24 protein-coding genes are annotated in these 26,607 nt (G+C 61.8%); 11 read left to right on the forward strand and 13 right to left on the reverse strand.

The annotated features are described in order from the left end of the window. Positions 1-19 precede the first annotated feature (19 nt). From FFS23_RS01875 to FFS23_RS01885, 3 genes are read right to left on the reverse strand one after another with little or no spacing between them, the layout of a single operon-like run. Positions 20-778: an enoyl-CoA hydratase/isomerase family protein gene (locus tag FFS23_RS01875; RefSeq protein ID WP_137897208.1), complete on the reverse strand. Its 759-nt coding sequence runs from the start codon at positions 776-778 to the stop codon at positions 20-22. Next, entirely contained in the window at positions 778-1,956 is a 1,179-nt protein-coding gene (locus FFS23_RS01880; protein WP_137897209.1) for an acyl-CoA dehydrogenase family protein, read from the reverse strand. The genes FFS23_RS01875 and FFS23_RS01880 overlap by 1 nt, the downstream gene beginning before the upstream one ends. Continuing rightward, entirely contained in the window at positions 1,953-3,191 is a 1,239-nt protein-coding gene (locus tag FFS23_RS01885; protein WP_212742892.1) for a CaiB/BaiF CoA transferase family protein, read from the reverse strand. The genes FFS23_RS01880 and FFS23_RS01885 overlap by 4 nt, the downstream gene beginning before the upstream one ends. Positions 3,192-3,428: 237 nt before the next feature. Between FFS23_RS01885 and FFS23_RS01890 the strand changes: the two genes are divergently transcribed. From FFS23_RS01890 to kce, 4 genes are read left to right on the forward strand one after another with little or no spacing between them, the layout of a single operon-like run. After that, entirely contained in the window at positions 3,429-4,322 is an 894-nt protein-coding gene (locus FFS23_RS01890) for a 3-hydroxyacyl-CoA dehydrogenase family protein (protein WP_137897210.1), read from the forward strand. An 18-nt stretch (positions 4,323-4,340) separates the two neighbouring features. Next, positions 4,341-4,988 carry a 3-hydroxyacyl-CoA dehydrogenase family protein gene (locus FFS23_RS01895; RefSeq protein WP_137897211.1) on the forward strand — a complete coding sequence of 216 codons (648 nt, stop codon included), beginning with the start codon at positions 4,341-4,343 and terminating at the stop codon, positions 4,986-4,988. Then, positions 4,985-5,737, forward strand: a complete 753-nt coding sequence (locus FFS23_RS01900; RefSeq protein WP_137897212.1) for an SDR family NAD(P)-dependent oxidoreductase — start codon at positions 4,985-4,987, stop codon at positions 5,735-5,737. Before FFS23_RS01895 ends, FFS23_RS01900 begins: the two co-directional genes overlap by 4 nt. A 20-nt stretch (positions 5,738-5,757) precedes the next feature. Then, complete coding sequence (gene kce / locus FFS23_RS01905; RefSeq protein ID WP_137897213.1) at positions 5,758-6,693, forward strand: 3,5-dioxohexanoate:acetyl-CoA acetone transferase; 936 nt, start codon at positions 5,758-5,760, stop codon at positions 6,691-6,693. Between the two features lie 260 nt (positions 6,694-6,953). On the opposite strand, the gene FFS23_RS01910 is transcribed toward kce, so the two are convergent. Together FFS23_RS01910 and FFS23_RS01915 are read right to left on the reverse strand one after the other, a co-directional pair. Next, a complete protein-coding gene (locus FFS23_RS01910) occupies positions 6,954-7,358 on the reverse strand; it encodes a hypothetical protein (RefSeq protein ID WP_137897214.1) in 405 nt (134 codons plus the stop codon). 50 nt (positions 7,359-7,408) lie between these two features. Continuing rightward, positions 7,409-8,140 carry a 3'-5' exonuclease family protein gene (locus FFS23_RS01915; protein WP_137897215.1) on the reverse strand — a complete coding sequence of 244 codons (732 nt, stop codon included), beginning with the start codon at positions 8,138-8,140 and terminating at the stop codon, positions 7,409-7,411. A gap of 41 nt (positions 8,141-8,181) precedes the next feature. Between FFS23_RS01915 and FFS23_RS01920 the strand changes: the two genes are divergently transcribed. Further along, complete coding sequence (locus FFS23_RS01920) at positions 8,182-8,736, forward strand: hypothetical protein (RefSeq protein ID WP_137897216.1); 555 nt, start codon at positions 8,182-8,184, stop codon at positions 8,734-8,736. 22 nt (positions 8,737-8,758) lie between these two features. Here FFS23_RS01920 and FFS23_RS01925 read toward each other — a convergent pair whose 3' ends face one another. The 5 genes from FFS23_RS01925 to FFS23_RS01945 all read right to left on the reverse strand — a co-directional run bounded on the left by FFS23_RS01925 (position 8,759) and on the right by FFS23_RS01945 (position 14,367). Beyond that, entirely contained in the window at positions 8,759-9,346 is a 588-nt protein-coding gene (locus FFS23_RS01925; protein WP_137897217.1) for a hypothetical protein, read from the reverse strand. A gap of 361 nt (positions 9,347-9,707) precedes the next feature. Next, a complete protein-coding gene (locus FFS23_RS01930) occupies positions 9,708-11,381 on the reverse strand; it encodes a hypothetical protein (RefSeq protein WP_137897218.1) in 1,674 nt (557 codons plus the stop codon). 603 nt (positions 11,382-11,984) lie between these two features. After that, the gene (locus tag FFS23_RS01935) at positions 11,985-12,260 is read right to left on the reverse strand and encodes an HU family DNA-binding protein (protein WP_137897219.1); all 276 of its coding nucleotides are present in this window, start codon (positions 12,258-12,260) and stop codon (positions 11,985-11,987) included. 499 nt (positions 12,261-12,759) lie between these two features. Beyond that, entirely contained in the window at positions 12,760-13,035 is a 276-nt protein-coding gene (locus FFS23_RS01940) for a CHC2 zinc finger domain-containing protein (RefSeq protein ID WP_137897220.1), read from the reverse strand. A gap of 120 nt (positions 13,036-13,155) precedes the next feature. After that, positions 13,156-14,367: a hypothetical protein gene (locus tag FFS23_RS01945; RefSeq protein ID WP_249340480.1), complete on the reverse strand. Its 1,212-nt coding sequence runs from the start codon at positions 14,365-14,367 to the stop codon at positions 13,156-13,158. A 270-nt stretch (positions 14,368-14,637) separates the two neighbouring features. On the opposite strand from FFS23_RS01945, the gene FFS23_RS01950 reads away from it, so the two are divergent. The 4 genes from FFS23_RS01950 (at position 14,638) to FFS23_RS01970 (ending at position 20,058) form a co-directional block, all read left to right on the forward strand. Next, a complete protein-coding gene (locus FFS23_RS01950; RefSeq protein WP_137897221.1) occupies positions 14,638-15,150 on the forward strand; it encodes a helix-turn-helix domain-containing protein in 513 nt (170 codons plus the stop codon). Between the two features lie 228 nt (positions 15,151-15,378). Then, a complete protein-coding gene (locus FFS23_RS19965; protein WP_171009324.1) occupies positions 15,379-16,137 on the forward strand; it encodes a hypothetical protein in 759 nt (252 codons plus the stop codon). A 654-nt stretch (positions 16,138-16,791) separates the two neighbouring features. Further along, entirely contained in the window at positions 16,792-17,820 is a 1,029-nt protein-coding gene (locus FFS23_RS01965) for an integrase (protein ID WP_137897223.1), read from the forward strand. 462 nt (positions 17,821-18,282) lie between these two features. Continuing rightward, on the forward strand, positions 18,283-20,058 hold the full coding sequence (locus tag FFS23_RS01970) for a hypothetical protein (RefSeq protein ID WP_137897224.1): 1,776 nt from the start codon (positions 18,283-18,285) through the stop codon (positions 20,056-20,058). Positions 20,059-20,243: 185 nt separating this feature from the next. On the opposite strand, the gene FFS23_RS01975 is transcribed toward FFS23_RS01970, so the two are convergent. Beyond that, a complete protein-coding gene (locus FFS23_RS01975; RefSeq protein WP_137897225.1) occupies positions 20,244-20,663 on the reverse strand; it encodes a hypothetical protein in 420 nt (139 codons plus the stop codon). A 1,229-nt stretch (positions 20,664-21,892) separates the two neighbouring features. On the opposite strand from FFS23_RS01975, the gene FFS23_RS01980 reads away from it, so the two are divergent. Further along, on the forward strand, positions 21,893-22,726 hold the full coding sequence (locus FFS23_RS01980; protein WP_137897226.1) for a hypothetical protein: 834 nt from the start codon (positions 21,893-21,895) through the stop codon (positions 22,724-22,726). 319 nt (positions 22,727-23,045) lie between these two features. Here FFS23_RS01980 and FFS23_RS01985 read toward each other — a convergent pair whose 3' ends face one another. Next, the gene (locus tag FFS23_RS01985; RefSeq protein ID WP_137897227.1) at positions 23,046-24,344 is read right to left on the reverse strand and encodes a PKD domain-containing protein; all 1,299 of its coding nucleotides are present in this window, start codon (positions 24,342-24,344) and stop codon (positions 23,046-23,048) included. Between the two features lie 544 nt (positions 24,345-24,888). Between FFS23_RS01985 and FFS23_RS01990 the strand changes: the two genes are divergently transcribed. Beyond that, complete coding sequence (locus FFS23_RS01990; protein ID WP_137897228.1) at positions 24,889-25,539, forward strand: outer membrane protein; 651 nt, start codon at positions 24,889-24,891, stop codon at positions 25,537-25,539. Positions 25,540-25,998: 459 nt separating this feature from the next. On the opposite strand, the gene FFS23_RS02000 is transcribed toward FFS23_RS01990, so the two are convergent. Then, entirely contained in the window at positions 25,999-26,538 is a 540-nt protein-coding gene (locus FFS23_RS02000; RefSeq protein ID WP_212742894.1) for a recombinase family protein, read from the reverse strand. Positions 26,539-26,607 lie beyond the last annotated feature (69 nt).

The following is a 26,607-nucleotide window of genomic DNA, read 5'->3' on the forward strand; positions in this document are numbered from 1 at the left end:
AAGAGAAGGGAGGGGAAGGTCAGCGGCCACCGGCCAGGAAGCGGGCGATGCGCGCGCGGGTACCGGGATCGTCGAACAGGCGCCGGTCGGCCTCCAGTTCCTCGGCGAACCCGTCGCGGGCGCCGTCCGCCGCGGCGGCGATCAGGCGCTTGGCCTCGCGCAGCGAACCGGCGGACAGGCCGGCGATCCGTTCGGCAAGCCCGGTCGCGACCTCGCCGAGCGTGTCGCGGGGCGCGGACCATTGCACCAGTCCCAACGCGAGCGCCGTCTGGCCGTTGACCACTTCGCCCGACAGGATCAACCGCGCCGCGACGCCCTTGCCGCACAGCCAGGTCAGGCGCTGCGTCCCGCCGGCGCCGGGGATCAGCCCCAGATTGGCCTCGGGCAGCCCCAGCTTCGCCTCGTTCGCCGCGACGCGCAGGTCGCAGGCGAGCGCCAGTTCGAGGCCGCCGCCCAGCGCCGCGCCGCCGATCTCCGCCAGCACGACCTGCGGCAGCGCCTCCAGCCGCGCGAAGGCGCGCTGGAACTCGCCGACGTCGCGCACCATCGCGTCCGCGCCGTCGGCCCGCTGCGACAGGTCGGCGATGTGCGCGATATCCATGCCTGCGCAAAAGACCTTGTGGCCCGACCGGATGTGGAGGAGCGCGACGTCGCTGCGCGCCTCCAGACCGTCGAGCAGATCGTGGAAACCGGCGAGCCAGGCATCGTTGATCGCGTTCACCGGCGCGCGGTCCAGCGTCAGGATCAGGCGCGCGCCCGCCTGTTCGGTACGGAACATCAGCGGTCCCCCCGGGCGACGAACGATCGCCCGATCAGCTGGGCATGGACCTGGTTGGCGCCTTCCCAGATCTGGTTGATCTTGGCGTCACGCATCAGTCGCTCGACGATATATTCGCGGCAATAGCCATAGCCGCCGTGCAGCTGCACCGCCGCGTCGGTCACCTTCATCGCGACGTCGGAAGCGCGCGCCTTTATCATCGAGGATTCGGTGGCGATGTCGCGCTCGCCGCCCTCGACCATGGCGGCGACACGCCACAGGAAACTTTCGGTCATCGCGATCTCGGTCGCCAGATCGGCGATCAGGAACTGGACGCCCTGATTGTCGATGATGCGCCGGCCGGACTGTTTGCGGGTGTTGATATAGTCGATGGTGCGATCGAACGCCGCGCGCGCGATGCCGAGCGAATGCGCCGCGATGCTGGGCCGCGACTTGTTGAGCGAGGCGAACAGGATCGGCAGGCCGGCGCCGGGCTCGCCGATCAGATTGCCGCGCGACACGCGGCAGCCTTCGAACGCGAGCGTCGCGGTGCTCGACCCGCGATGCCCCATCTTCTTCTCGGTGCCGAGCACGTGCAGGCCCGGCGTGCCCTTTTCCAGGATCAGCACGGAAATCGCGCGACGCTGATCCTCGATCCCGGCCCATTTGCCGAACAGCAGGTACAGATCGGCGCGGTCGCCGTTGGTGATGAAGGTCTTGCCGCCATCGACGATGATGTCGTCACCGTCTTCGGTGAAGCGCGTGCGCATGCCGGTCGCGTCCGATCCCGCGTCCGGTTCGGTGATCGCGAGCGAGGCGAGGCCGCCATTGGCGATGCGCGGCAGCAGGCGCTGCTTCTGTTCCTCGGTGCCGAAGTCGATCAGCGGCTTCATCGCGTGGAAATTGGTCGCCCAGGTGATGCCGGTGGAGGCGCAGGCGCCGCTGATCTGTTCGAGGCAGGCGAGATAGGCGGTGTAGCTGAGCGGTGCGCCGCCATAGGCTTCGGGGACGAACATCGCATTCAGCCCCAGCGCGTCGATCGCCGCCATGCCTTCGTCCGGGAAGCGGCCTTCCTCGTCGACCTTCGCCGCGGCGGGCGCGATGACCTCCGCCGCGATGTCGCGCACGGCGTCGAGCACCATGCGCTCGTCGTCGTTGAGGGGGATGGACGCCGCAAGGCGGTCGAGAACCGTGGTCATTGGATGATCGATCTTTCGCGCAAGGCCGCCAGTTCGGCGTCGGAATAGCCGGCGATCCCGCTCAGGATCGCGACGGTGTCCGCGCCGAGCGCGGGCGGGGGCAGGCGTGGGGTCGTGGGGGCGCCGTCGATGCCGATGCCCAGCCCCACCTGGGGTACGGCGACGTCGCCCATCGGCATCGCGAAGAACAGGCCGCGCCGCGCGAGTTCCGCATCCCCTGCGACCTGATCGATGCGGTTGATCGGGCCGCAGGGGATGCCGTGCGCCTCGAACAGTTGCAGCCAGGCATCGCGCGGCCGGTCGAGCAGCACGGTCTGGATGCGCGCGACGATCTCGGGGCGCAGCGCGTGGCGATCGGCATTGCTGGCGAAGCGCGGATCGGCGGCATAATCGGGATCGCCGACCGCCTGCCAGAAGCGCTGCCAGATCCGGTCGTTGCCCAGGCCCAGCGTCAGCGGTTCGTCGGCGGTGTCGAACGACTGGTAGACGGCGATGACACTGTCCTTGCCGCCGGTACGGCGCGGCACCTCGCCGCTGCCGAGATAGGTCATGATCCGCGGGCTGAGGAAGCGCGTCATGCTTTCGACCATCGCGATGTCGATCTGGTGGCCCTGTCCGCTGGCGCGGCGTTCGAACAGCGCCGCCATCACCGCCATCGCCGCATCCATGCCGGACAGCATGTCGGCCGCGGGCGCGCCGACCTTCTGCGGCGGCGAATCCGCCTCGCCGGTGACGTCCATGATCCCGCTATAGCCCTCGGCGATCAGGTCGTAGCTCGTCTTGTCCGCGCGCGCGCCGTCGAGGCCGAAGCCGGTGATCGAACAGAAGACGAGATCGGGCCGCACCGCGCGCAGCGACGCAAAGTCGACGCCGAGCTTGCGCTGGACCCGGGGCACGAGGTTCACCACCACGACGTCGCATTCGGCGACGAGCCGGTGCAGCACGTCGAGGCCCTGCGGCGTCGAATAGTCGAGCGTCACGCTCTGCTTGTTGCGGTTGACGCTGAGATACCAGAGCGAATGGCCGTGCAGGAACGGCGGACCCCAGGCACGCGTATCGTCGCCGCCGCCGGGTCGTTCGACCTTGATGACCTCGGCACCGAAATCGGCCAGCAATTGCGTCGCATACGGCCCCGCGATCGAGGTGGTCAGATCCAGCACCCGCACGCCCCCCAGCAGGCTTGCCGGCGTTCCGCCCGGTGGGGCACGCAGATCGTCGACTGGAAGTGTCATCATGCTCCCCGGTTCGCGAAGCCCCGGGGCCCGCCTGTGGCGAGGGGGTAGGTGCCGGTCGTGACCGCTTCAATCGGCCGCGGCGCCGGTGCTCGCCCAGTGTACTCGCCGTGTACCCGCCGTGTATCCGACGGCTTCCGATCCGATGCCGCACGACCACTGGGCGGACAGATCAGGTCGCTCGATTGACCGTGCGCCGCCCCGACCTGCACTCGCGGAAACCAGACGACGGTCCCGACGATGCGGGCGAAGGAGGGGTGTTTGCTGTTTCGCCATTGCGCAGTTGCCGGAGCGGGGACGATGGGCACGGGGATCGCGATCACGATCGCGCGCGCCGGCATCGCCACGACGCTGTTCGATCTCGACGCCGCGGCGCTCGACCGCGCCCGCGCGCAGATCGCCGACTTCCTCGCCGGATCGGTACGCAAGGGGCGGCTCACGGAGGCGCAGGGCGCGCAGGCGCTGGACGCGATCCGTTTCAGCACCGATCTCGCCGATCTGGCCGATTGCGACGTCGTGGTCGAGGCGGTGTTCGAGGACCTCGGCGTGAAACAGTCGCTGTGGCAGCGCCTCGACGACGTGTGCGGGGCGCAGACCATCTTCCTCAGCAACACCTCGACCCTGTCGATCACCGAACTCGCCGCGGCGTCGCGCCGGCCGGAGCGGGTGGCGGGCGCGCATTACTGCCTGCCCGCGCAGGTCATGAAGCTGGTCGAATGTTCGCGCGCGATCCAGACGTCGGATGAGACGTGGCAGCGGACGCTGGCGTTCGTCGCTGCCACCGGCCAGCAGGCGATCGAGACGCGCGACCGGCCGGGCTTCATCCTCAACTATTTCTGCATCCCCTATCACAACGACGTCATCCACCTGATCGAGGCGGACGTCGCCGAACCCGCCGACATCGATCGCGCGGTGAAGGCGGCGATGGGCTTCGCGATGGGGCCGTGCGAGCTGCTCGACATGATCGGCCTGGATACCCAGGTCCGCCTTAGCGAGGCGATGCACGCGGTGACCAACGACCCGCGCGCCGCCGCGCCGCCGCTGCTGCGCCGCATGGTCGCCGCGGGGCTGCTCGGCCGCAAGTCGGGACGCGGCTTCTACGCCTATGACACCAGCGCGCTCTACGGCGCCTGAGACGGGGACGATCATCGCATGAACGCTTCGCTAGACTATCGCGCCAGCGGGCCGAGCCGCTCCTTTCCCGATGGCCTGCCCGTCGCAGCGGGCGACGGGGCAGGGGATGGGGGCGGCGCCCGCGTGCTCATCCTCGCCGGCGACGCGCCGGTGCTGCCCGACGATATTCAGTGCTTTGCCGCGGTGCTGGTCGAGGTGGGGCGCACCTGCCTCGCGATGCTCGTCCCGGATGCGCCGGCGAACGTCTTCGGCTTCGCGCGTTTTCGCCTGGGCGACGCCGCGCCGACGAACCTGGTCGAGCTGGTCAGGGGAGAGCAGGCCGACCCCGCCGCGCTCGACACGGCACGCGCCGCGCTGGAGGGCGCCGGGTTCCAGGTCAGCGTCTGCGCAGACCGGATGGGGCGGATCGTCGACCGGCTGGTCCGTCCGCACTTCAACCTCGCCTATGCGGCGGTGGATTCGGGGCTCGCCACCCGCGATGCGATCGAATCCTGCGTCCGCAGCGGCCTCGGCTATCGCCAGGGCCTGATGACCGCGGTCGAGCAGGGCGGTCTGGCGGATCATTACGACGTCTCGTCGGCCCTGTTCGAAGCCTATGGTCTGGCGCAATTCGCGCCGGCGCGGCAGGCGATCGTCGCCCGTCAGCGCAAGGATGCCGGGCGATGAGCTGGCTGACCGGCAATACCGTGCTGGTGACCGGTGCCTCGTCCGGTCTCGGCCGGCATTTCGCGCAGACGCTGGCGTCGCGCGGTGCGACCGTCATCGCGGCGGCGCGCCGGCTGGAGGCGCTGCAATCGCTGGCGGACGCGCATGCGGGGCCGGGACAGATTCTGCCGCTGCGTCTCGACGTGGCCGATGCCGCCGGCATCGACGCGGCGGTGGGCGCGGCCGAGGCGCTCGCCGGGCCGATCAACGTGCTGGTCAACAACGCCGGCATCGCGCCGGTGCGCCGCGCGATCGACACCGGCGTCGACGAATTCGACGCGATCTTCGCGACCAACGTGCGCGGCGCCTTCTTCGTCGCGCAGGCGGTCGCGCGCCGCATGATCGCCGCGCAGATCGAAGGCCGCATCGTCAACACTGCCTCGGTCGCCGGCATGGTCTCGATGCCGCAGCTCAGCGCCTATGGCATGTCGAAGGCCGCGGTCATCCACATGACGCGCTGCCTCGCGGTGGAATGGGCGCGGTTCGGCATCAGCGTCAACGCGATCTGCCCGGGCTATGTCGAAACGGAGCTCAACGCCGACTTCCTCGCCAGCGAGGCGGGGCAGAAGGTCGTCGCCAGCCTGCCGCGGCGGCGCGCCGCGCAGGTCCAGGATCTCGACGCGGTGCTGTTGATGCTGGTCGACGGCGAGGGCGCGCGCTGCGTCACCGGCACCGCGATCCCGATCGACGACGCATATTCGCTCAGCTGACCCAGGCAAGGACCCGGCGCATGGCCAAATCCAACAAGATCATCATCTCCTGCGCCGTGACCGGCTCGGTCCACACGCCGACCATGTCGCCGTACCTGCCGATCACGCCGCGCCAGATCATCGAGGAATCGGTCGCCGCGGCCGAAGCCGGCGCGGCGATCCTGCATCTGCACGCGCGCGATCCCGACATCGGCGCGCCGACGCCCAAGGCATCGGTGTTCCAGCAGTTCCTGCCCGCGATCAAGCAGCAGTGCGACGCGGTCGTGAACATCACCACCGGCGGCGGCATCGGCATGACGATGGATGAGCGGCTGGAGGCGGCCTATTGGGCGGAACCCGAGCTGTGCTCGCTCAACATGGGATCGATGAACTTCGGCCTGTTTCCCGCCGCCGAAAAGATCGGCACGTTCAAGCACGACTGGGAAAAGCCGTTCCTGGAAAACACGCGCACGAACATGATGAGCAACACCTTCGCCCAGATCGAGCGCGTGATCCGCGATCTCGGCCACGGGCTGGGCACGCGCTTCGAGTTCGAATGCTATGACATGGGCCATGTCCACACGCTGCGCTGGTTCGTCGACCAGGGCCTACTGACGCCGCCCTTCTTCGTGCAGGGCGTGTTCGGCGTGCTGGGGGGCCTTGCCGCCTTGCCCGAGCATGTCATGTACATGCGCCGCCTCGCCCAGGACCTGTTCGGCGACGATCATCAATTCTCGTCGCTCGGGGCGGGCAAGCACCAGCTGGCGATCCTGACGCTCACCGCGCTGCTCGGCGGCAACGTCCGCGTCGGGCTGGAGGACAGCCTGTACCTGGGGCGCGGCGAGCTCGCCAAGAGCAACGCCGATCAGGTCCGCAAGGTGCGTCGCATCCTGGAGGAACTCGGCTTCGAGATCGCGACCCCGCAGGAAGCGCGCGATATCCTGGGTCTGAAGGGCGGCGACCGCGTCGCCTTCTAGCCCGGATTTTCGCGCAAGGGCGCGGAGGGGTCTGGTTTCCGCCGGAGACGGGCAGCTTGCCGGCGAAGCAGGCAAAACCCCTCTGCATCCTCCGCGCCTCTGCGCGAACTAACTCTTCTTGCAATGCCCTTGGCGCCTGAGCGCGGCGCATCGAACCGTGAATGTCGATCCGGCCTGATGAGCCCCGCGATCCGCGCGGAACGCAAATACCCCGCAGCCGCCGTGGTCCGGCGACTGCGGGAGTGGGAGGGACGATCCGGTCAGGCAGGCTTGGCGGTCCGCTTGCCGCCCACGGCCTCCAGCATCGGCACGGGCAGGCCGAGATACGCCTGGGCGAAACCGATCGCGGCGGTGTGGAACTGCGCGATGGGATGGGTACGGAACATCGCCATGTCGCGGAAATACCGGTTGAGCCTGCCGCCCGCGAGCGCACCCGACGAACCGCCGGCATAGAAGCAGAGTTCGACCGCCTTGGACGCCTGGCGCGACGCGTGCGACGGCAGCGCGGCAAGCTTGAAGTCGTCTTCCGCGGTCAGCGGAATGCCCTTGCTCCAATCGTCGAGCGCCTTCTGGTAGAGGCGGGCATATTCCATCATGCAGGCGTCGGCGCCCTTGGCGTACATCAACGCTTCGCCGAACGGCTGCTGATAGTCGGCGGACGACATGCGCAGGTCGAACTTTCTGTGGGAGGCGTCGCATCTGCTACTGTCAGTTTTCAGCCGGCCTCAAGCGACCCTCCGAGTGGGTGGCGTCTGAACTGGGCCAGATGGTCGCCATGGGGTCCCATGCGAGCGATGTACTCTCCGAAGGCTCTCCACCCGCGGATGACCGCCCCGGCATCCTGACGCCGCATCGACAGCTCATACAGCGTCAGGAGAAACGTCATCGACACGTCGGTCTGCGACTTCTTCATCCCCGCGGTCTTGGGATCCAGTCCTCGGTTGGCATGCTGATGGGAAGTCGGGATCCCGAGGCCAGCTGCGACCTCGCGCAGTTTCGACCAACGCTGCTCGCGGGGCGACTTCATCATAAGCATGATGTCGAACTGGCGCTGAGCGTGAGCCGCGGCGATGCCGGGGAGGTCGAACATCAGATGTCGCGCCGCACGACGCTGAAGCATCACGATGTCATGCCCAGCGCCGTTATACGTGACCAGTGTGCCCCCGCCTGCCCACAAGGAGGCGAGCATCCCGTCGATCGATCGAAGGATGTTCACTTCGTCGAGGCGGTCGCAGGAGAAGGAGCGCAATTCGAAGTTGCGCCAATTTCCGTCGGCGTCTTCGGTGGCGGTGAGAACGCTTGCGTCGGAGATGTAGTGCAGCGCGGCGGAATGCTCGGTCGCGCCGCCGCGCTTACCGGCGATGGCGAGCGCGAGCGGGTCGGGTGCGGTTTCGATGTCGAGCACGCACATGCGGCCGAAGCCTTCCGGGAAGTCGTGGGTCGGCATATACGGTTTTCCTCTTACACTTAGGTTCCAGGGAGAGATGATTGCGGCCGATCGACGCTCGAGAGATGGCTCGCGTGGTGGGCGTGGTCTTCGACATCCCGGCGACTGCCGACGAGGCGACCATTTCGCGCATCAAGCATCTGCAGACGCTCGGCTTTCCGGACAGCGGCAAAGTCGGTACGGGCCATCGACGCGCCTACGGATTTTCGGAGGCCCTGAAGATTTGTCTGGCGTTCCAGCTCTCCGACGTCGGCATGTCATCGGCGCTGGCGGCGCAACTCCTGACTCGCGAGTGGAGCGTGGTGGTGACTGCGCTGGCGGCCGCCGCGGTGGGTGACAAATCCGCACCGCTCATCGGAATAACTCCCTGCGCCTTGCGCTCTGATGCGGCCAAGGACCGTACGGCGATACCGGCGAGCAGATTGATGCCGCGGGCGAAGGCGAGTTTATCGAAATTGCCGGCGGCGCACCGCCCCCAAGTCCATCTCGATCCGTTCGCCCTGATCGTGGAGATCAAGCGCGCCATGCGAACCTTGGAGGGACTAGCCACCGACGAGATCGAGACCGCCGCTCAACTCTTCGCCACCTCAGCTTAGGTCCTTAGAGAGAGGCCCTAGTCTACTGCTGATCCCTTGGACGCCGTCGTTCCGACCGATGGTCCCGCAGGCCGTTCCAGAAGGGGTACAGCTCATCGTCCGAGATGCGCCCGCGCTCGGCGAGAAGACGGGCGAGTTTCGTGATCGGACCCCACCAGCGGTGAACCTCCTCTTCCGTTTCGAGCCAGGCCTTCACGAAGTTGGCGTGGTCGTCACCCGGGATCGCCCACTCGAGCCTGTGCCTGACGCGGCCGAAATCCGTGAACGATTCCTCCGACGTGGTCAGGCACCGCCGTGCCATCTCGTCCGCGGCGAACCAGATGGCGGCCAGGCCGTGTTTGCGCCAGCGCAGTTCGGCGATGGGACCGGCGAGGTAGTTGATTACGTCCCGCCAGGCCCCTCTGGTCCAAACCTCGTGAATGTCGCGGCTGGCCGCTCGCTCGAGACACGAGGGCTGCCATATCGACGGCGTGTCCACCAGGCCGAGGATCCCGTCGGGAAGTCCCTCGACGGCGATGGAGTCGATCCAAGGATGCGAGCCGTGCGCCAGCTGCACGATGGCATGTCCCGCCTCGTGGAAGCAGGTGGTTAGACGGGTCGGAAGTGACATGCTGTTCCCTTGCTTCGTAGTCGCTGCGGCTCGTGCATCTTGTTGAAGGTCGGCGGACGTCCGCGCCCGTGCATCTTCTGCGGTCGCACGGCGGACGGCGGTGGTCGCGCCGCCGCCGTCTACCCGACATCTCTTACGATCGTCTCAAAGCCGCCACCGTGGACGGCGCGCTTGCCACCTGCTTCGAGGAGCTCATCCGAGTGCGTTCCCGTCCGGCGGGCTCGGTCGACGAAACCGGGGAAGCCGGCGCAGGACTGGCCGGCCGGTGGTATCCGAGGTTCTTGGAGGATCATCGCAAGCGGATGATCACATTGTCAAAGGAGCATGAGCGCACGCCACGGGCCGATGCCGGAGCTTGTGTTCAATCCATCCCCGTGGTCCCGTCCAATCCGATGGAAAGCCCGAGTACGATGCCGACCTGCGTCTCGGCTTTCCGGTTGCTCCCGTCGGCGCTGCGCCCACCCCAGGTGTGGGCGATGCGCACGCCGCTGGTGAAGGTGCCGGTGAGGTCGGTTCCGAAGAAGATCGGGGCTGCGAGCCCGTTCTCCTTCGTTTCCAAGTCGCGGGTGTATCGTGCCGAAAGGAGCATCGGCGGGACGATCCAGAAGGGATCCACGCCCTGTCGGATCTCGGCGCCCGCGACGAAGCTGTCCCTCCGGACCGGGGCCGCGACGTTCAAGGTCCTGCACGAGTCGTTGGCGAAGGCCTGACCCGCGACTGATGGCGGGCATAACTCGACGCCGGCGAACTGGCGTTCGATCTCGTCCTTCCGCACGTAGCTCAGGGAGCCGACGAAGGTCGTTCCGGAGGTTCGTTCGACAAAACGGGACATCGAGGGCGCGCGACGCGACAGGGCGTTGCCCGTCCGGAACCTGCTGAGATGATAGAAGGCGCGGCCGCTGAGAGAGAAGTCGATCCGCGCCTCGTCCTTCACGATCCGATTGGCGAAGTCGGGTGGAATCTGCGCGGGATCGACGCCGGTTCGGTATGCGCCGGGCTTGAAGGGGACCGGCAGCTTCGCCAGCGCGAAGGGGTAGTAGTCGAAGGTGGGACGCGAGATCTCGCCTTTGATCGACCAGCCGTACAGGGGGCGTGGGTCGACAGGCGGTGGACCCCAGAACACGTCGTTGTAGAGCTTGACGAAGTCGGGATGCGCGAACTGCCTCTCGGCGCCATCCTCCTTCTTTGCTTCGAAGAGCCAGCGTAGCAGGTCAATGCCCGTGCAGCTCCTGCCGGGGGTTTTCGTGCAATCCGCCGCGAGCGTCGCCGCCAGAACCTCGGCGCGCTTTTCCACGAAGTCAGATTTGGCTCCCTTTCTGAACCGGAATTCCTCGGAAGTGGAGTAATCCCAGCCGAACCGGCCGAACAGCGCGACCTTCGAGGTCAGACGGTCGAGTTCCCCGAACGTCGCCACGGATGCGAACTTCGGATCCTCCTTGCCGACGTCGGCCCTGATGCCGACGGCGAAGCGCCGTCGCGCGACGCGCTGTTGCTCCACACGTGCGGAACCGGGGAACGGCACGCCATCGAACACATTGCGGAAGGGCGTGACGCTCTCAAGCGTGAAGGTCCCCGACGCGCCGGAGGATCCGGCGACCACGCTTGTGCCGAATCCGGTGCCCACCTTCGCCTTGAAGGGGTTTATCGAGGTGCCCGCCAGCGCCCGCTTCTCGCAATCGGCGACCGCTCTAAAGTGTTGGACAGTCGTGATGCCGGCGCTCGAGTCCGGGCATTTCGCCGCGAGCCGTGCGTCCTCCGGCGGCAGGGGGGCGGACGTCGGCGGCGCGACTGGAACACCCGTCGTGAGCGCAGCCATGAGGCGCTTGGCCTCTCCCAGCTGCCTGTCGGCATCTGCGGCGGCCCGCGCTGCTGCCGCCGCGCTGGCCTTTGCCTCCTGGGACGCCGCCTCGGCCGCCCTGAGCGCCGCGCGCGCCTGGATCAGGGCTGCGTTCGCATCCTCGAAGGATTGACCGGCGGCGGGCGCGGAGATGAGAGTCATGGCAAGCAAGAATGCCGGTCGGGCTGCGATCTTCATGTTCTTCCCCCCAAGGAAGCCGATGAGACTCTACGCGGAACGACTCGCCGTCTGGCGCACGCATCGTGATCTCGGTGTCGATCCGTTGCAATGGTTGATCATCTGGATCCGCCTGTCGCTGATCGGCTGAAGCCGGCATCCGTGCAGTCGTACCGTATCCAGATACGGCGGCTCCGCACCGGAAGCAGGTGATGCCGTCCGGCGGCCGCGTAGCGTCATGGATGGGGCGGGTGGCGAAACGGCGTCCGACGTGATCGACGGAACGATCCAAGGATCTTCCGCCGATCGCATGCGGGAAATGGATTGAAGGGCGGGTGGCGTGACTTCGGCACGCCGCTGGCGCAGCGCCGTCCGGTCAGCCTCGTGGAACACAGTATATTAGAGCGCCGTCGCGGCTTATGCCGCCGACCTCGGCCTCCGGCTCGTGCTCGGGATGCACCGCGGCTTCAGCATGCCGCTCGACTCGCGTGCGGATCAGCGGCAACACACCGGTGAAAGGCAAGGACTTCCGCATGGATCCAAGTCGAGCTGGGCCGATGGATCAGGCGGCTTTGGCGTACCTACGCCATGTGAGCCCGCCCATCAGAGGGCGGGCCCGTCACCTCACGCGTTGAGTGCATCCTTGACCGCCTTCGCGGGCGTGAACGTTAGCTTCTTGGAGGCTGCGATCTTGATCGCCTCGCCCGTCGAAGGATTGCGACCGTCCCGGGCGGGACTGTCCTTCACCTTGAACTTGCCGAAGCCAGCCAGCGAGACCTCATCGCCCTTCGATGCGGCGGAGACGATGGCCGCCATGATGTCGTCCACCGCCTTGCGGGCGTCCGACTTGGTCATGCTGTGCTTAATGACGAGCGTTTCGGCGAGATCGGCGTTGTTCATGCGTGTCTTCTCCTGGTTAGAAGCCCTTCCTGTAGCCGCCTCGGATTGGTGTGGCGACGCAGCTTCTTCAGGACCCTTGTGCCTCGCCGTTCGTCGTGCGCCCCACCGCGACGCATCGGCCTTTCAAAGCGACTTGGCCGATCCATCGTCTGATGTCCTTTCCAGAAAGCATGTAGGTTTGATGCGGCAGCAGGTGATCTTCATCCGAAGCGACGAGGCCTGGATGCGGAAGCTGCACGGCTATCGGACGGGAGCGGGCCGCAAGGGCAATCCGTCACGGTGGCGGTGCTCGAAGGCGACTATGAAGCGAAGACGTCGTGGAGCGCTCGAACGGGTGCCCACGTTTGAGAACGCTCGGCGCGGCGCACTTACCGCGCAGCTGCGATCAGGGTCGAGGTCTCGGGCGGCTGACGGATCCTCAGGCCGTCACGGACGTGCCGAAACGCCGTACACCACTCTGCGGAATCAATCCTGATGTCGCGTGTCGAAGCGGTCGCTATCAACGCAGCAGAAGACTGATAGCGGTGGCTTCGTCGACGCCTTGGACCCTCATCGTCCAAGCCACGACGTCACCTGCCATGCTGCATGCGTAGCAATGGAAATGTCCGGTCGGGCTGACGTAGAGGCCGCGGTCGACGTCGGGATGGAAGGGGCAGGCGCCGCGGAGATCGGCCTTCGCCGGACGCAGATCGACGGTTTCGGCGATCAACGCCGCCAATGGCACCTTTGCACGAGCTATCGCTCTTAGTTCATCAAGATCCGACACGGTTTCCATGTTCGCCGGGGAGCGGCTGCCGTCAACCTGTATCTGCCGGATGTTCGCTGCCCTCGGGGGTTTCGATGACCGCTGAGTAGAGACCGTCTGGAGCGGCAGCCGGAATGTCGTTGGCGAGCATCAGCAAGTGCTCGACCGTGGCTGCGGGAAGGCGCCCGGTACGAGGGCATCGATCTCTGCGACCACCTCGTTGATGACGGCGAGCGCCCTTTGGAGATAGTCGGGCCGGAAAGGGGCGTAGAGACCGGACACGTCGTCGAAGCGGTCGTGGCCGAGGAAGATCTCGATCTCGCCCCATGCCTCCTGCGGAAGCCGCCGGCGCAGGATGTCGGCCATAGACCGGCGGATGAGCTTGGTGCCTGCTTCGCCCTCGGCTGGAAGGCCGATCGACGCCGCCATCGTCTCCCACGCCGACCGGACGCTCTGCACGGGGACGACGAATCCTGTCGTGCCGTCAAGAATGCCCGCCATCCGTTCCCCCACGGGAACGGTCGCACGGTACTTGCGGGTCTGGCGGCGTCGGTCCGGGTTGAGATTGAGGATCCGCGCCTTGGAGTTCCATTGCTTGCGCTCGGGGTCGGTCGACACCTCCATCGCCGCGTCCGGCCGGGCCAGGGTGGTCACGCTGATGCGCAGGAAGCCCAGCAGGGCTGCCCGTTCACGTCGAGCCCGGTCCGGCGGCTGCTTGCCGGGGGCGGGGAGGAGGCAGTGGCGGAACATGTCGGCGAGCTGGGCTACGTCCGACCGGTGCTGCGGCGTCCGGTTCACCTCCTTCGGCTGCCGCGCGCGGAACCGGGCGCTCGCTCCTCCGCACTGGTTGATCGCGGCGGCGAGCTGGAGCACGCTGTTCTCGATCGTGGACAGCGATCGAACCCGCTCCTTTCCTCCCGGAGACACGATGGGTCGCTTGCCGAACCAGGTGCGGAACTTGGCGATCCAGGTCTCGTCGACCGCGTCGCAGAGGATCGTCGACTGATCGGTCGCCACGACGTACTCCAGCACGTGCTTCAGGCGGGCCGTCATCGCCTGTATGGACGGCTTCTCGGCTGACATGATGAGATGGTCGGCGATGGCGGCGGTGACGAAGACGCCGCTCGCGATCCTGCGTTGGCCGCACGTGGGGCAGAACGCATCGCCCTTCGTGCGTTCTAGATAGAGGCGGTCGAGCGCTTCGCGCCCCTGTTCAACGTCCTCCGTACCCGCGCTAGCGCTTCGCTCGCGCTTTCGTTCGCCGTCGTACCAGATGATCTCGAGGGACGTCCGCCCGTCCCGGCGGACGAGCTTGTACCCTCCTCGCTCGTAGAGCGGCTTCTTTCGCTTCGTTGCTGGCATAGTTCCCTCTGATGGGCGGCCACCGCGTCGCGAAAGACCTGATAGGCCCCGCAGGTGACCAGGAGGTCGAGTTCCTCCGACGTGAGCTGGATGCCCCGTCCGGCTTCGATCTTGCGCGAGAGCCTGCGGTCGAGGTCAGAAAGGCTGGACATGTCTCACCTCCCGGATGCGTGACGCGCTGTTCCATGGCCCCTGGCGTAGGTGGTGCTGGGTGTCTCGTTCACGCCGCTCTTGTAGGCGGGCGCGAGACGTGCTCTGCAAGGAAGTCACATGACATTTTCCTCTTCCATGAATTTCCCTGCCTCCGCGGTTCCCCGCGATTTCGGCGGCCTGCTGGCCGCTCGCCGCATTGAGCTGGGCTGGTCGCAGGCGCGCCTTGCCCGCATGACGGGGTTGCGACGCGAGACGATCGTGAGGCTGGAACGGGGGCGCCGCGCGCCGACGGCGGACACGGTCTTCAGACTGCAGGCCGCGTTGAACTTGGAACCGGGCGAATTGGTGCCGGCATGGCCGGAGTGGAGCCCCATCGGTCTACCGACCTATGGCGCGCGGACGCGTCAGCGGAGACGTGATCTAGGCCTGTCGCTGGACATGGTCGCGGCCGCCGTCGGCGTCAGCGCGGCGACGCTCTCCCGCTTCGAACGCGAACTCGTCGCGAGCCGGGCGTTGGCCGGTGGGCACGACGGTCCGTCGATCGGCGACGAGATCCGCGAGAAGGCGCTGGCCATCGCTCTGGGGTTCGAGAGCGCCATCGACTATCGGCGCTTCTGCATGGGCCAATGATGCCGGTGGCCTCCTGATGCGGCGCTCGACGCCCGGCGTGTATCGGGCGCAGGCCGCGCGGGATTGAAAGTGTATGCATATATGCATATACAGTGTTGATGATCGTCGACCTCAACATTCGCTTTCGAGGACACCGGACGAATGTCGAACTCTAAGCGGGCGGGCCGTCTGTTCGTCATGCTGTCGCGCGCGAGGGCGCGATCTCCCCACACCTCGTCCCGGGGCGTCATGAGCGATGCGGTAGGCCAAGACGGTATTGGAGAGACTAAGGGGCTTGCAGCCCCGGCTGCGAAACGCCGAGTCCCGACGGAAGGCGGCGGCGGGGCGAAGCCGTCGTTCGAACCCACGCTTGAAACCTTTCAAGAAGCCGGACGCGTCGCCCGGGCGCAGATGCACGCCGTCGATCTGCTCGTCGGCGAGATGCGGCTCGCCGCGTTCCGGGAGTACCTCAACGCCGCGATCGTCTCGACGTCGGTCCTCGCCCCATCGATGCTGGCGTCGGCCCGATCGGACGTCTCCGCGGCGTTATGGGCGATCCGTCCGTGTCGCGGATGGCTCGCTGCCGCTGGGATGCCGCCGATCCGCCTCATGCCGAGGATCAGGTTGTTCGGCCGCGCGGGACGGCCGACTGCAGCCCTCCGGTTGGACATGCCGGCACCACCCATGCGCCTTGGGGGCGCGGTCGTATCGGCGGGGGAGCTGAACGACCGGCTGGAGGTGACGGTCGCCGGCCGATCGCTCGACGTCACCCTGCGTGGGGAGGGCTTCGAACTTTCGACCGCATCCGATCACGCGCGCATCAGTGTGGCCGGGCGGCTGCCGGATACCTGCGTCGCGGCGAGTCCGGGACGGTCCCTGGATGATGTTGTCGACCATCCGCTTCTACGTGGGCAGGGCTACGTGGTGATGGCCGCGACTCATCGCGGCGGCGACACGGTCTTCGACTTCGAGGTGGGGCTGCTCCCGATCCAGATGCCATGGCGCTGACGACCGCTTGCGATCAGACGACCGCGCCGCCGATCCCCCCTGACGTTCCCCCGGTGCGCGATGGCGCCTGACGGGAGGATCGGCTCGCCGGCGGATGGCCCAACGTCTTCGACGCGGGCCGGGCGGGGGCTCGACATCGCGCGCCGACTTCGCGGTCCCCCGCCGGCGGCGCGGCGTTCTCTCTCAGCGGCACGCCGGAGGCAGGCGGGGTTCCTCGAGCATCCGCCGCCTCTGCGGGGCATTGGGTCGCCCGGTCCGACGCTGCCGCCCGCGTCGATCGTGGAGGCCGGGGAGGATGCGTTCCGCCGCGACTGCGAGGTTGTCGTTGCGGTCGCTCGAGACCCGTCCGACCGCGTCGGGCGAAGCGTCTACCCCGCGGTAAAACTGCGGTAAAGGGTGGCGAAACGGATCGATGTTTTCGGAATGTTCCAGATCTTGGAGCCGCAGAATCGACCGTTTTCAGCCGTTTTATGCTCACCGCGCTTCGTTGACATCGCAGGGGTCGCAAGTTCAATCCTTGCCACGCCCACCATCCTGATTTGGCTCTATCCGGCAGCATTCCTCCACCCCAGAGGGATCGGATAGAGCCACTTCGGCTCTTTATAGCTGCTACTTGGACGCTCCGTACACAAAACGGACACAAGGGCGCATATCATGGCTTCAATTAGCAAGCGGACGACCGGTTGGTTCGCGCAGATTCGTCGTAAGGGATTTGAACCCGAATACCGGACGTTTCGCACCAAGGCTGATGCGCAACGGTGGGCTCGGGATCGAGAGGCGGCCATTGACCGGGGCGACGAGCCGTGCAGCCGAACTTTGTTACGTGGTACGACGCTTGGTGACCTAATCGACCGTTACATAGTCGAGGTCACTCCCGGTAAAAGAAGTGAAGAAAGCGAGCGCCTTCGGCTTGGCAAGATGCGCTTGCATTCCATGGCATCGCTAAGCCTTGCGGACCTGTCTGCTGTCGCTATCGCCGCTTACAGAGACGGCAGGGCGGCCTTCGTCAAGCCGGGGACCATAGCCCGAGAACTTGGCCTATTACGTAACATTGTCGAGGTAGCGCGCCGCGATTGGGGATTTTGCGTTCCGCGAAATGTCGTGGATCAAGTACGTCGTTCTCCCGTTCGTAATGCTCGCGACAGACGGTTAGAACGGGATGAGCTTGCTCGGTTGCGGCTGGCGGTATCATCGAACCGCAATAAGCTGGTCGCCCCTGCTATCTACCTTGCCATCGAAACGGCTTTGCGCCGTGGGGAGCTTCTAGACCTAAGGTGGCACTACATCGATTTGCAGAGCCGTACTGCACACGTTCCGCACACGAAGACCGGAAATGCCCGGACGATACCACTTACTGATAAAGCCGTGGCGATCCTACAGGCTCTATCCCGCAGCGAAGAGCGGGTGTTCCCGATGAGCGCCATGGCGCTTCGGCTATCATGGAACAGGGTAAGGGAAAGGGCTGGGATGCCCGACCTTCGGTTTCATGACCTGCGGCATGAGGCGATTAGCCGATTTGCGGAAATGGGACTTTCCGCAGCTGAGCTTGCGGTCATCAGTGGACATAAGGACCCACGGATGCTGATGCGTTACACCCATTTAAGACCGGCAGATTTAGCTAAGAAGCTCACGGGTAGGTCGTGGGATGCGGAAGTAGGCGGCGGTAGGAATATCGTTAGCTAAGATACTCTGTGAAGTTTCGCGTTCTATCCGAAATAATGTGAGCAAAGAGCTGATCTAACTAATAGATCAATGTTTATTGACGAGACAAGGCCCGGGTAGCGCGGACAAAAATTGTTAATAAACGCGGTAATAGTAATGTTTAAACGCCGGCATTAAGATAATCCATAAACATAGATTATAGTTAAATTAACTTGGGCGTGGTGGGCGATAAGACGTACTCTAACTAGCCGTAGGAATGTTAACGGGGCGGGGCTATGCCACGCCTCGTTCGCCGCTGATCGTCAAGGGCTGACTACGGTTGCGGCTTCGCCGTATACCGGAAGCAGTATCATAGGTCACGTCGACTATCGACCAATGTAGCTTTCACTAGCTGCGCCAGCCCAAATGGAAGGGTATATATCGGAATTAGTCCATTTCCATATATTTAGATATTATGGACTAATATGATTATTGAAGGAAAAAATGCAAAACTACGTTACCAATCTATCAGATGAAGCTCTTGATAGATTGTCTCCAGACAAGCAGCTTACTCATATTTCAACCTCTTTTACTGTAGCTGAGAAGATTGATCGATCCTACTCGATACTAGAAGCGAAAATGAAAGAGGCTTTGTTGCTTCGTTTAAAGCCTGCTGTCTATGTGATGAGCGGTGATTGTGGAACCAGTAAGTCTGTTACCACCCAGAAGCTGATAAGAGACTACAAATCAAGCAGCTTCCGGGGCGGGGGCGTTATCATTTTCCTTGCTACTCTACAGGAAGTTGATGCCTACGTTTCGGGTTCCGGATTAGATAAAGACGATTACGCGGTATATACATCAAATAGTGATTACGCCGGACGGGGCGCCGGCATCCATGAGGCAAACCATGTTCCAGTCCTGTTCGTAACACAGACCAAGGCACGTCGTGAGTTGGCTAAGGTTGACAAGTATGCGGATGCCTCCTGCTTCTACTACAGAGCTATGCCAAGAGCGTTAAGGGTGTGGGATGAGGCGCTGACCGCAGCGGAATTTGCTTCGTTCGCTGTCGATGATTTGATGGCCCTTCCGTCTGCTTTGAAGTCAATGAAAGACAGCGATCGGACGCGACTCTACGATATGGCGGTAGCCGCCACCGCGCTTCCTGTTGGCGGCTCTATTGCCGTCCCTGATGATCTTAGAGAAACGGCGGATCGGCTACTAAAATCGAAGGCCAATATCGGGGCTCTTCCACGGCGGACTTTAGAAGTGATAGCCAAGCTCGCGGGATCGAAGGCGTACATGGGCGCTGCTACCGGAATGGAAGGAAGCCTCATCGGCATCGGTAAAGCCCTGCCTAGCGATATTGGCCCGCTGTTCGTCCTCGACGCGTCTGCTCGCCTTTCGAACCGCTACGACGATTGGTCATCCTACGGCATCGACGTGGTCAAGCTCGATCCTGCGATGTTGAGCTATAGCAACTTGACGATTCATTGGGACGACCGTGGGGCCGGAAAAAGCGCGATGCGCAGTCCCAATGAGCGGCGATCTATCTACAAGGCCATTGCAGAGGCGGTGAACTCCAAACCGAGCGAACGCTTCCTCATCGTCATGGCTAAGGAATTTGCACCACCGGATGATGACGGGCGTTCGACGGTGCCACCCGATCTAGCCGGGATGATTGACGATCCTTCAATGGTAGCCGTCATCACATGGGGGCGCCACCTCGGGACGAACGCCTATCGCGATTTCGAGAATGTCGTGATCGTCGGCCCCCTCCACTATGGCGATCGGGCTTACGATGCGTTGGCGATCGTGGCGACGGGAAACGCTACCGGCGTTGTAGATGAAGAGAAGCGGAAGGAACAAGCGGACAGCGAGTTCATGCATAACGTCTATCAGGCGGTTTGCAGGTGCCGGGTGCGCGTTCGGGATGGCGGGGAGTGTGGGGTAGCAAACGCCTACTTCATCATGCCCGATAGCGACGACCGCCGCGATCTTATCCGTCGTACCTTTCCGGGTTGCAGCATCGAGCGATGGATGCCAGCGAATAAGATGAGAATGAAAAAGGCGGACAAGGCTCTAGAAGTTATCACCTATATGATGAAGGGGCGAACCATGCTTTCCTTCGGTGATGTAACGGCAGCTTGTGGTGGATCAGGAGCAAGCTACTTAAGCAAAATTAATAGAGACGCGCGGCTTGAAGGGGCACTAAGAGCGCATGGTATCTATTTTGGGCGTGGCTACTACTTTCGACGTTCGGAAGCGAGCTTAGCAGCATAGACACCAAGGTCCGGTGTCCTGCATTCTCTGACCGCTATCCGGCATGCAGGAGCATTCCCCTCCGCGGTTAGCTTTTACCGGAGCCAAAGCCGAATACGCGTTGGCGCCTGTGATCAAGTGGCGGATTGTTCCTCATCAAGGACGCCGGGGCGGTCTTAGCCGCCCCGGCGCTTCTAAGGCCCTAATCAGAGGAGGCCGCGCCATTCAGGCTTAATGAATGCGCTGGCTTCTGATGCAGAGTCGCAGCGCCCCACGTATGGTACACCTGCCAATCCGTTCAGCGCGTTCCAGCCCATGACGATCCGCGCCTTTACCGCTTCAAAATGCTCGACGCTGTGGCACTCGATAGAAGCCTTCAGCTGCGCAGTGATTCCGCGATCAGATATAGCTGATTCGATCCGAGTAGGCATTTGAACCAAATCTATATAATCTTCACCATAAATTTGGCGAAGAGATGACGCTTGCGCAGAATCAATCATGTTCCTTCCTGATTGGTGTGAGTCCTCAATATTGCTACCTTCCACGTGAACAATTCTACCGATTACTATGAGAAAGCATTGTTCGAGAAGATTTGTAGTAGGGATACTATTGGCTGTGATCATCATGGTGCTCCGATTTGAGGAGGGTGTTGAAGCACGCGCTACCGCAGCTGACAATTCTTGAATTTCACTTTTTGTGTGATTACATCCCGCCCACAATCGAGTAATTAATAGTAAGTTATTTAATAGTGACGATATTACTAAGTTATTTAATATCGTTGATCGTTTCATTTGGTAGAAGTAGTAGCATAAAGTGTATGAGAAAGGGGGTGAGACAAAGGCCCCCGCAGCCATGTATCTGAACCTTTTTCGTTGTCCGGTCGCGTTCGACGCGCAACAGACCGTAAATGTACCATCGGACGCCAAGGCGGCGGCGGCGGATGGGGGGCTAGGGCTGACGTCTAATGGCGCTCTACGGGGCTCATACGGGGCTTGAAGCCTAACGCCGCCCCGCCTTCGCCAAAGCCAATGCTGAAACGGCGCAAACCAGCACAGCTAGCATGAGTCCGGCTACCGCAAACCAGATCGCTAGGTATGGCCCACCGACGTAGCCCCTACGGCAAGCCCAATAAGCGGCAGAATGACTAAGGATAGGCATCCGATGGCGATCATGCGGATGCCTTCGCTTTTCCAACCTTCCCGTTTACGCATCCGTATCGAGACACGTCAGCCATTCGCCTTCCGCGTTATGCGTCCGGTGCTAAAGCCCGCAAGCCATGCCCTACAAAGCTCCAACCGATCATCGCAAAATGGGCAGTCGAGACGCGTTCCATCGGGATTGGCTCCCGTCTTAAAGCCCTCGCCATAGATAAGGGCGATCAAATCATCCGTGTCGCTCATCTGCACACCATCATGGTCGGCCTTGGACACAGGGTCATGAAGCTGACCGAACCAAAACACAAATGAGATTGCTCGATGATCGGGCAGAACCGAACGATTAGCAGTGTCGCCTTTAAGGCGCCGAAAATGCGCCAGCCGACGCCGAAATGGATGCGAGCGCTACGTAGGTAGCCTAATAAGCAACTGGCGCTGTACGGGGCTGTAAATGGCTGCGGTGGCAGATACCGGACGATTTGCCTTCTAAGCACAGCTAGTGTGAGGATGCCGGAAAAATGCGCTTAAAAATGTGAATGGGCCGGTATGACAGGGTCGGCGCGTTTCTAGGACTTCGTGATAGCCGAACCTCACGATAGACAACGCATTGTGCGGAAGAGTTCGAGGTTGTAGATGTTGCACATAGAACTAAGATGTAAATCCTAAATGCTACCTTCACTGGCAAAAGGGGCGATAATTAGATGCTGACGCTGCTGCTGATGATCGCGACGGTCGATGTACGCCAAAACGGCCCGGCTATAACCTTAGAGCAAGCTAAGACTATGACACCGGCAGAGTTGGGTGATGCTCTGCTTGCGCCTAATCATCCGCCAATCGTTGAAGCTAGTGTGGGCCCCATAGGAATAATGCCGCCGCCCCCGCCAGAAAGCCCTATCGTAAGTGAAATACGGCTGTATACAGCAGCCCGACCTTCTGATGAAGCGGACTTTTGTGAGAAGACAAGGGTAACCGTCAAGTTATCACCGGTGACACGGATGAACGGCACTCTTCCACCAGCGCGGGCCGCGGAGGTTTATACGAAAGAGCTTTATCGTTGGGCTATCAAAGATGCCGCCGCTTCACGCTGCGATGGAAAAAGCTACGACTTCTTTGAGGCAGAGGCTGATACCGCACGGCGTAGCTTCAAGGTGATCCGACTTCTTGCCGCTCTACAGCAAAAGCGTGGCATCGGTGCAAAGCTTAGCATTGATGACGAGTACGCTCGATCAAATCGGGCTTATGTTTCGAGGCGTCCGTCAGACCGTGGTAAGTTTCCCAAGGCATCAACTACTCAAATCACTAACGGGCGAACCGCACTCGCACAATTCCCGATAACGAGTATTAGTTCAATTAACGCTTACAGCGAAAGCTGGCCAAGCGACCTTTTGAGACAAAAGGATATAAGAAACGTCGATGGCACTAAGCTAGAGGCCATCAGCTTGTTTGCCGGCGGCTTGTGGAGCGCCGGTATCGTGCTATCCAGCAACAAAATCACGGTGGCGCGATTCGTCAGGGAAATCCCGCCCCCGTTTTGAATTGCATTATTACTCTGGTGTAATCCAAAGTTCGCTGCCCCTGTCGCCCCTACCACCTTCCGCATTCCTGCAAGGTAGAACAGGCGATAGATCGCTCTACAATGCTTGACGGCAGTATTAGCAGCACGATGGCTAGGCAAAGTTTCTAAAAGAAGCGTCGTCGTCATATACGACTCTTGTATGCGCTTTCACCCGTTCTATTTTGTCCAAGGGTGGCTTGTTAATTCACTTCCTATATGCCTACCTATTGCATGAGCATTAGCTAGACAAAAAATAAGGCGGGGAAACACCCCGCCTTATTCTTGTACATTGATCTAGATCAGTTTGTCCTAAGCTCTACTGTATAAGAGAACTTATCGCCAGTTTCCTTTATCGTAAACTCATAACGCAGATTCACGCTCTGACCACGCGTAAAGCCCGACTCAAGGCTAAAGTTGAACGCTTGCCCGTTCTGCACCACTGTGCCGTTGGTCAAGTTCCCGAAGGACGCGGCAACATTGGAGCCGGTGGTCAGATTGACCGCGGTAACATCTTGGATGGTGAAGCTTCCACCACTAGCCGAAAAACTGAATTTGTCGATAGTAACTGTCGCCGGGCAACCCGATCCTACGCAAGTCTGCGACTTCTGGATTGTCGCAGAGGTGGTGTAAGGCAACGTCAGAAGCTCTCGCTGCCCAGTAAATTCGTCTACTCTGTATAGCATTAACGACGGCGCTACCGCTTTGATTGCCACCGTCGTAGGGGAACTATCAACGGCTCCATCGTTCACTACCAACGTGGCTACATATGTCCCCGCAACATCAGCGGTAAAGTTAGTAATTGGCTGGCCGTTTGATGATAGAGACGCCGTGCTGCCAGTGGGCTTCGAGGTCAAATTCCAATCATACTTTAACGCATCGCCATCAGCGTCGCTGCTACCTCGACCGTCCAACGTAACAGTCGAGCGTGTGGGGACGTTCTGATCCTTCCCCGCATTAGCGACAGGCGCCGCGTTCGTCCTGCTCGACGTAATCGTCACGCTATCCGCCACGCTCTTTAAAGAGCCGTCACTAACGATAAGCGAGAGGACATAATTTCCGGCAACATCTGGAATGAATGCCGGCTTTGCGATGGTAGCAGACGACAACGCCGCCGTGCTGCCGGTAGGACGGGCGTCCATGGTCCACTGATAGGTAAGCGCGTCGCCGTTAGCGTCGCTGCTTGCACTACCATCAAGAGTTACGACGGAGCCGTTTTTGACATTCTGATCCGGGCCGGCGTTAGCGACGGGAGCCGCGTTGGCAACAGAAGCCGTGATCGTAACATCAACTGGCGGGCTGTCGACTTTGCCGTCGTTTACGATCAGGGTCACCACATAAATTCCGGCAATATCTGCCATGAAAGTCGGCTTTGCATCCGTTATAGATGATAGCGCCGCCGTGCTACCCGAAGGTCGCGACTTAAACGCCCACTTGTACGTCAGCGTATCACCATTGGCATCGACGCTACTGCTAGCGTCCAGCGTGACAGAAGTTTTCGTCAATACGTTTTGATTAGGGCCGGGATTAGCGACCGGAACCGTGTTCGTCGGCGTTGGAGTAGCAGCCGGTGTCGGAGTTGGCGTCGGCGCGACAACCACGGGCACACTCCCGCTGCCAGAACTTCCGTCGCCACCGCACCCTGCAAGTAGGACGGCCAATGTTATAGTGCCGGCCAAACTAACTCTGTTCAATTTCAACCTATATACTCCCCCGTAGGAATTTTGGGGGTTAGCGCCATTTGATGTTACGTTGCAACCACTTAGAGGCAACGTCGAATATCATGCTTAAAGGTCAGAATTTGACAATTGCTGTGAGAACCACATCGCTGCATCATCACCCCCAGCTTTTGAAAGAACGTAGGAAAACGGATTTCATGGGGTGTCAACGGGATTGGCGAGGCCTGTGGGTTCTTTGATGTGCTAGTAGTATAAAGGACCGCATGGGACCTAATATTGTGGTGCTTCAAACATGCTTGCCGCTTTGGACTTTTATTAAATAGGCGCAGATGGTCGGTGACAAAGCGTACTCAAACATGGCACGTCGATGCTCTAAGGACGTTAGGTACGTCTATAGTAAAATATCGTTAACTGTCTGCATGCTTAAGAGAGCCGGCCGGCAGCGTTGCCGGTTCGGGAGGTATCAATGAAATTCGTCGTATTGGGGGCTGTGTCGATTGCCACGTTGATGGCATCGTCAGCTTCGGCTCAAGCTATCAACCCGCTATTCACCGGCGCGCGTATCGAAGCCAGGGTCGGATGGGATAGTCCGCGTATTGAGGCTACAGTATCCGACGGTGTAAATAGCATCAGCCGCAGCGCGAGCAAAAGCGGAGTCGTGTATGGCGGCGAACTCGGCTATGACTATGCCCTAAACAACGTGCTTCTCGGCGGCTACGTCGGCATTGAAGACTCCACGGCTAAGGAATGTGGCGAGCTTTATGGCAACGACCGCCTTTGCCTCCGTTCGGGCCGCAATCTGACTGCCGGTGTGCGCTTAGGCGTACCTGTCAGCGAACAATTCGCCTTGTATGCTAAGGGCGGCTATTCCAATGGTCGCGCCACGATCGATTACAAAGACAACGACCTACTTCTCGCTGATGAAAACGAGGGTCGTAACTTTAATGGCTTCCACGTAGGCGGTGGAATAGAAGGCACATTGAGCGGTCGCGTATACGGACGCCTTGAGTACGTCTATACCGGCTATGGCGACAAATCTGTAATTAGCGACGATGTTCGGGCAAGCGTCGAACCCAAGCGTCATCAGGTTGTTTATGGTATGGGAATTCGGTTTTAAGAAGCGGGAGGCGGTCCATTAGTTTCGGACTGCCTCCGTTGCTAACTTCGTTGGCGTTGCGATTTAGTGAGCCAGCCACCGAAAACCGCCGGTACCACGACCCAGACCAAACAGCCCTTTTAGATAGCGCGTTTGTTCACCCGCTGGATCGCAGCACGGGATACGCCATACAACTTTGCTAGCACACCTAGGGACACCCCGGCGGCGCGAGCGACCCGTACAGCGTCCTGTTGATCGTTAGACAGCGTCTGTGGACGCCCGAGAGCCTTACCAGCAGCCTTGGCGCGACTAAGACCCGCCTGTGTCGGCTCGATCAGCAGATCGCGCTCAAACTCGGCAACGGCGGCGGCACTAAGCACGACTACAGGAACTCCAATACGCGAAGCGACGCTTGCGGCGAAATAACCTTCCTTCTTTGATGGGGATGGCACGAAAAGGCTTGCCAAAGGTCATAGCGATTTAAGCAGCAAGGGCGCGGTAAACGCTAGCACGGGCGATCCCGAGCTTGCTGGCAATATCAACAGGCCGAACTCCCTCTGCCTTCATGGCCTTCACCTGTTCGACGCTGACGGTCGGTTTACGGCCCTTGTAGCGCCCCTCGCTTTTCGCCTTGGCAATGCCTTCAAGCTGGCGTTCCTTGCGGATTGCTGTCTCGAACTGCGCAAAGACGCCGAGCATTTGAAGGAAAGCGACTCCGGCGGGGGATGACGTATCGATAGGCTGGTCTACGGCTTTCAGGAATGCCCCCTTGGCCTTCACCTTAGCGACGATCGTCTCCAAGTCGCTTACGGACCTCGCAAGGCGGTCAATCCGGGTCACGATGAAGCAATCGCCTTCGCGGATAAATTCGAGGGCATCGGAGAGGGCCTTGCGGTTATCGGTGGAGGTGCCGCTTTCCTTTTCCATGAAAAGCTTTTCGCAACCGGCGGCACGAAGGGCGTCGTGCTGGATATCCAAATCCTGCGAAGAACTTGAAACACGACCGTAGCCCACCAGCATCACCGACTCCGTCTCAATAGACTTTAGACCATTAGAGTCATACGTCTCTTTTGAACGGGCGCAACCCTA

It is taken from the genome of Sphingomonas sp. 2SG, assembly GCF_005503285.1.
Classification (GTDB): domain Bacteria; phylum Pseudomonadota; class Alphaproteobacteria; order Sphingomonadales; family Sphingomonadaceae; genus Sphingomonas; species Sphingomonas taxi.

Bases quoted from the DNA above. Each gene is read 5' to 3' on its own strand.
- FFS23_RS01875 (WP_137897208.1), bottom strand. From the start codon at position 778: ATGTTCCGTACCGAACAGGCGGGCGCGCGCCTGATCCTGACGCTGGAC.
- FFS23_RS01880 (WP_137897209.1), bottom strand. From the start codon at position 1,956: ATGACCACGGTTCTCGACCGCCTTGCGGCGTCCATCCCCCTCAACGAC.
- FFS23_RS01885 (WP_212742892.1), bottom strand. From the start codon at position 3,191: ATGATGACACTTCCAGTCGACGATCTGCGTGCCCCACCGGGCGGAACG.
- FFS23_RS01890 (WP_137897210.1), top strand. From the start codon at position 3,429: ATGCGGGCGAAGGAGGGGTGTTTGCTGTTTCGCCATTGCGCAGTTGCC.
- FFS23_RS01895 (WP_137897211.1), top strand. From the start codon at position 4,341: ATGAACGCTTCGCTAGACTATCGCGCCAGCGGGCCGAGCCGCTCCTTT.
- FFS23_RS01900 (WP_137897212.1), top strand. From the start codon at position 4,985: ATGAGCTGGCTGACCGGCAATACCGTGCTGGTGACCGGTGCCTCGTCC.
- kce (WP_137897213.1), top strand. From the start codon at position 5,758: ATGGCCAAATCCAACAAGATCATCATCTCCTGCGCCGTGACCGGCTCG.
- FFS23_RS01910 (WP_137897214.1), bottom strand. From the start codon at position 7,358: ATGTCGTCCGCCGACTATCAGCAGCCGTTCGGCGAAGCGTTGATGTAC.
- FFS23_RS01915 (WP_137897215.1), bottom strand. From the start codon at position 8,140: ATGCCGACCCACGACTTCCCGGAAGGCTTCGGCCGCATGTGCGTGCTC.
- FFS23_RS01925 (WP_137897217.1), bottom strand. From the start codon at position 9,346: ATGTCACTTCCGACCCGTCTAACCACCTGCTTCCACGAGGCGGGACAT.
- FFS23_RS01930 (WP_137897218.1), bottom strand. From the start codon at position 11,381: ATGAAGATCGCAGCCCGACCGGCATTCTTGCTTGCCATGACTCTCATC.
- FFS23_RS01935 (WP_137897219.1), bottom strand. From the start codon at position 12,260: ATGAACAACGCCGATCTCGCCGAAACGCTCGTCATTAAGCACAGCATG.
- FFS23_RS01940 (WP_137897220.1), bottom strand. From the start codon at position 13,035: ATGGAAACCGTGTCGGATCTTGATGAACTAAGAGCGATAGCTCGTGCA.
- FFS23_RS01945 (WP_249340480.1), bottom strand. From the start codon at position 14,367: ATGCCAGCAACGAAGCGAAAGAAGCCGCTCTACGAGCGAGGAGGGTAC.
- FFS23_RS01950 (WP_137897221.1), top strand. From the start codon at position 14,638: ATGACATTTTCCTCTTCCATGAATTTCCCTGCCTCCGCGGTTCCCCGC.
- FFS23_RS19965 (WP_171009324.1), top strand. From the start codon at position 15,379: ATGAGCGATGCGGTAGGCCAAGACGGTATTGGAGAGACTAAGGGGCTT.
- FFS23_RS01965 (WP_137897223.1), top strand. From the start codon at position 16,792: ATGGCTTCAATTAGCAAGCGGACGACCGGTTGGTTCGCGCAGATTCGT.
- FFS23_RS01970 (WP_137897224.1), top strand. From the start codon at position 18,283: ATGCAAAACTACGTTACCAATCTATCAGATGAAGCTCTTGATAGATTG.
- FFS23_RS01975 (WP_137897225.1), bottom strand. From the start codon at position 20,663: ATGATGATCACAGCCAATAGTATCCCTACTACAAATCTTCTCGAACAA.
- FFS23_RS01980 (WP_137897226.1), top strand. From the start codon at position 21,893: ATGCTGACGCTGCTGCTGATGATCGCGACGGTCGATGTACGCCAAAAC.
- FFS23_RS01990 (WP_137897228.1), top strand. From the start codon at position 24,889: ATGAAATTCGTCGTATTGGGGGCTGTGTCGATTGCCACGTTGATGGCA.
- FFS23_RS02000 (WP_212742894.1), bottom strand. From the start codon at position 26,538: ATGCTGGTGGGCTACGGTCGTGTTTCAAGTTCTTCGCAGGATTTGGAT.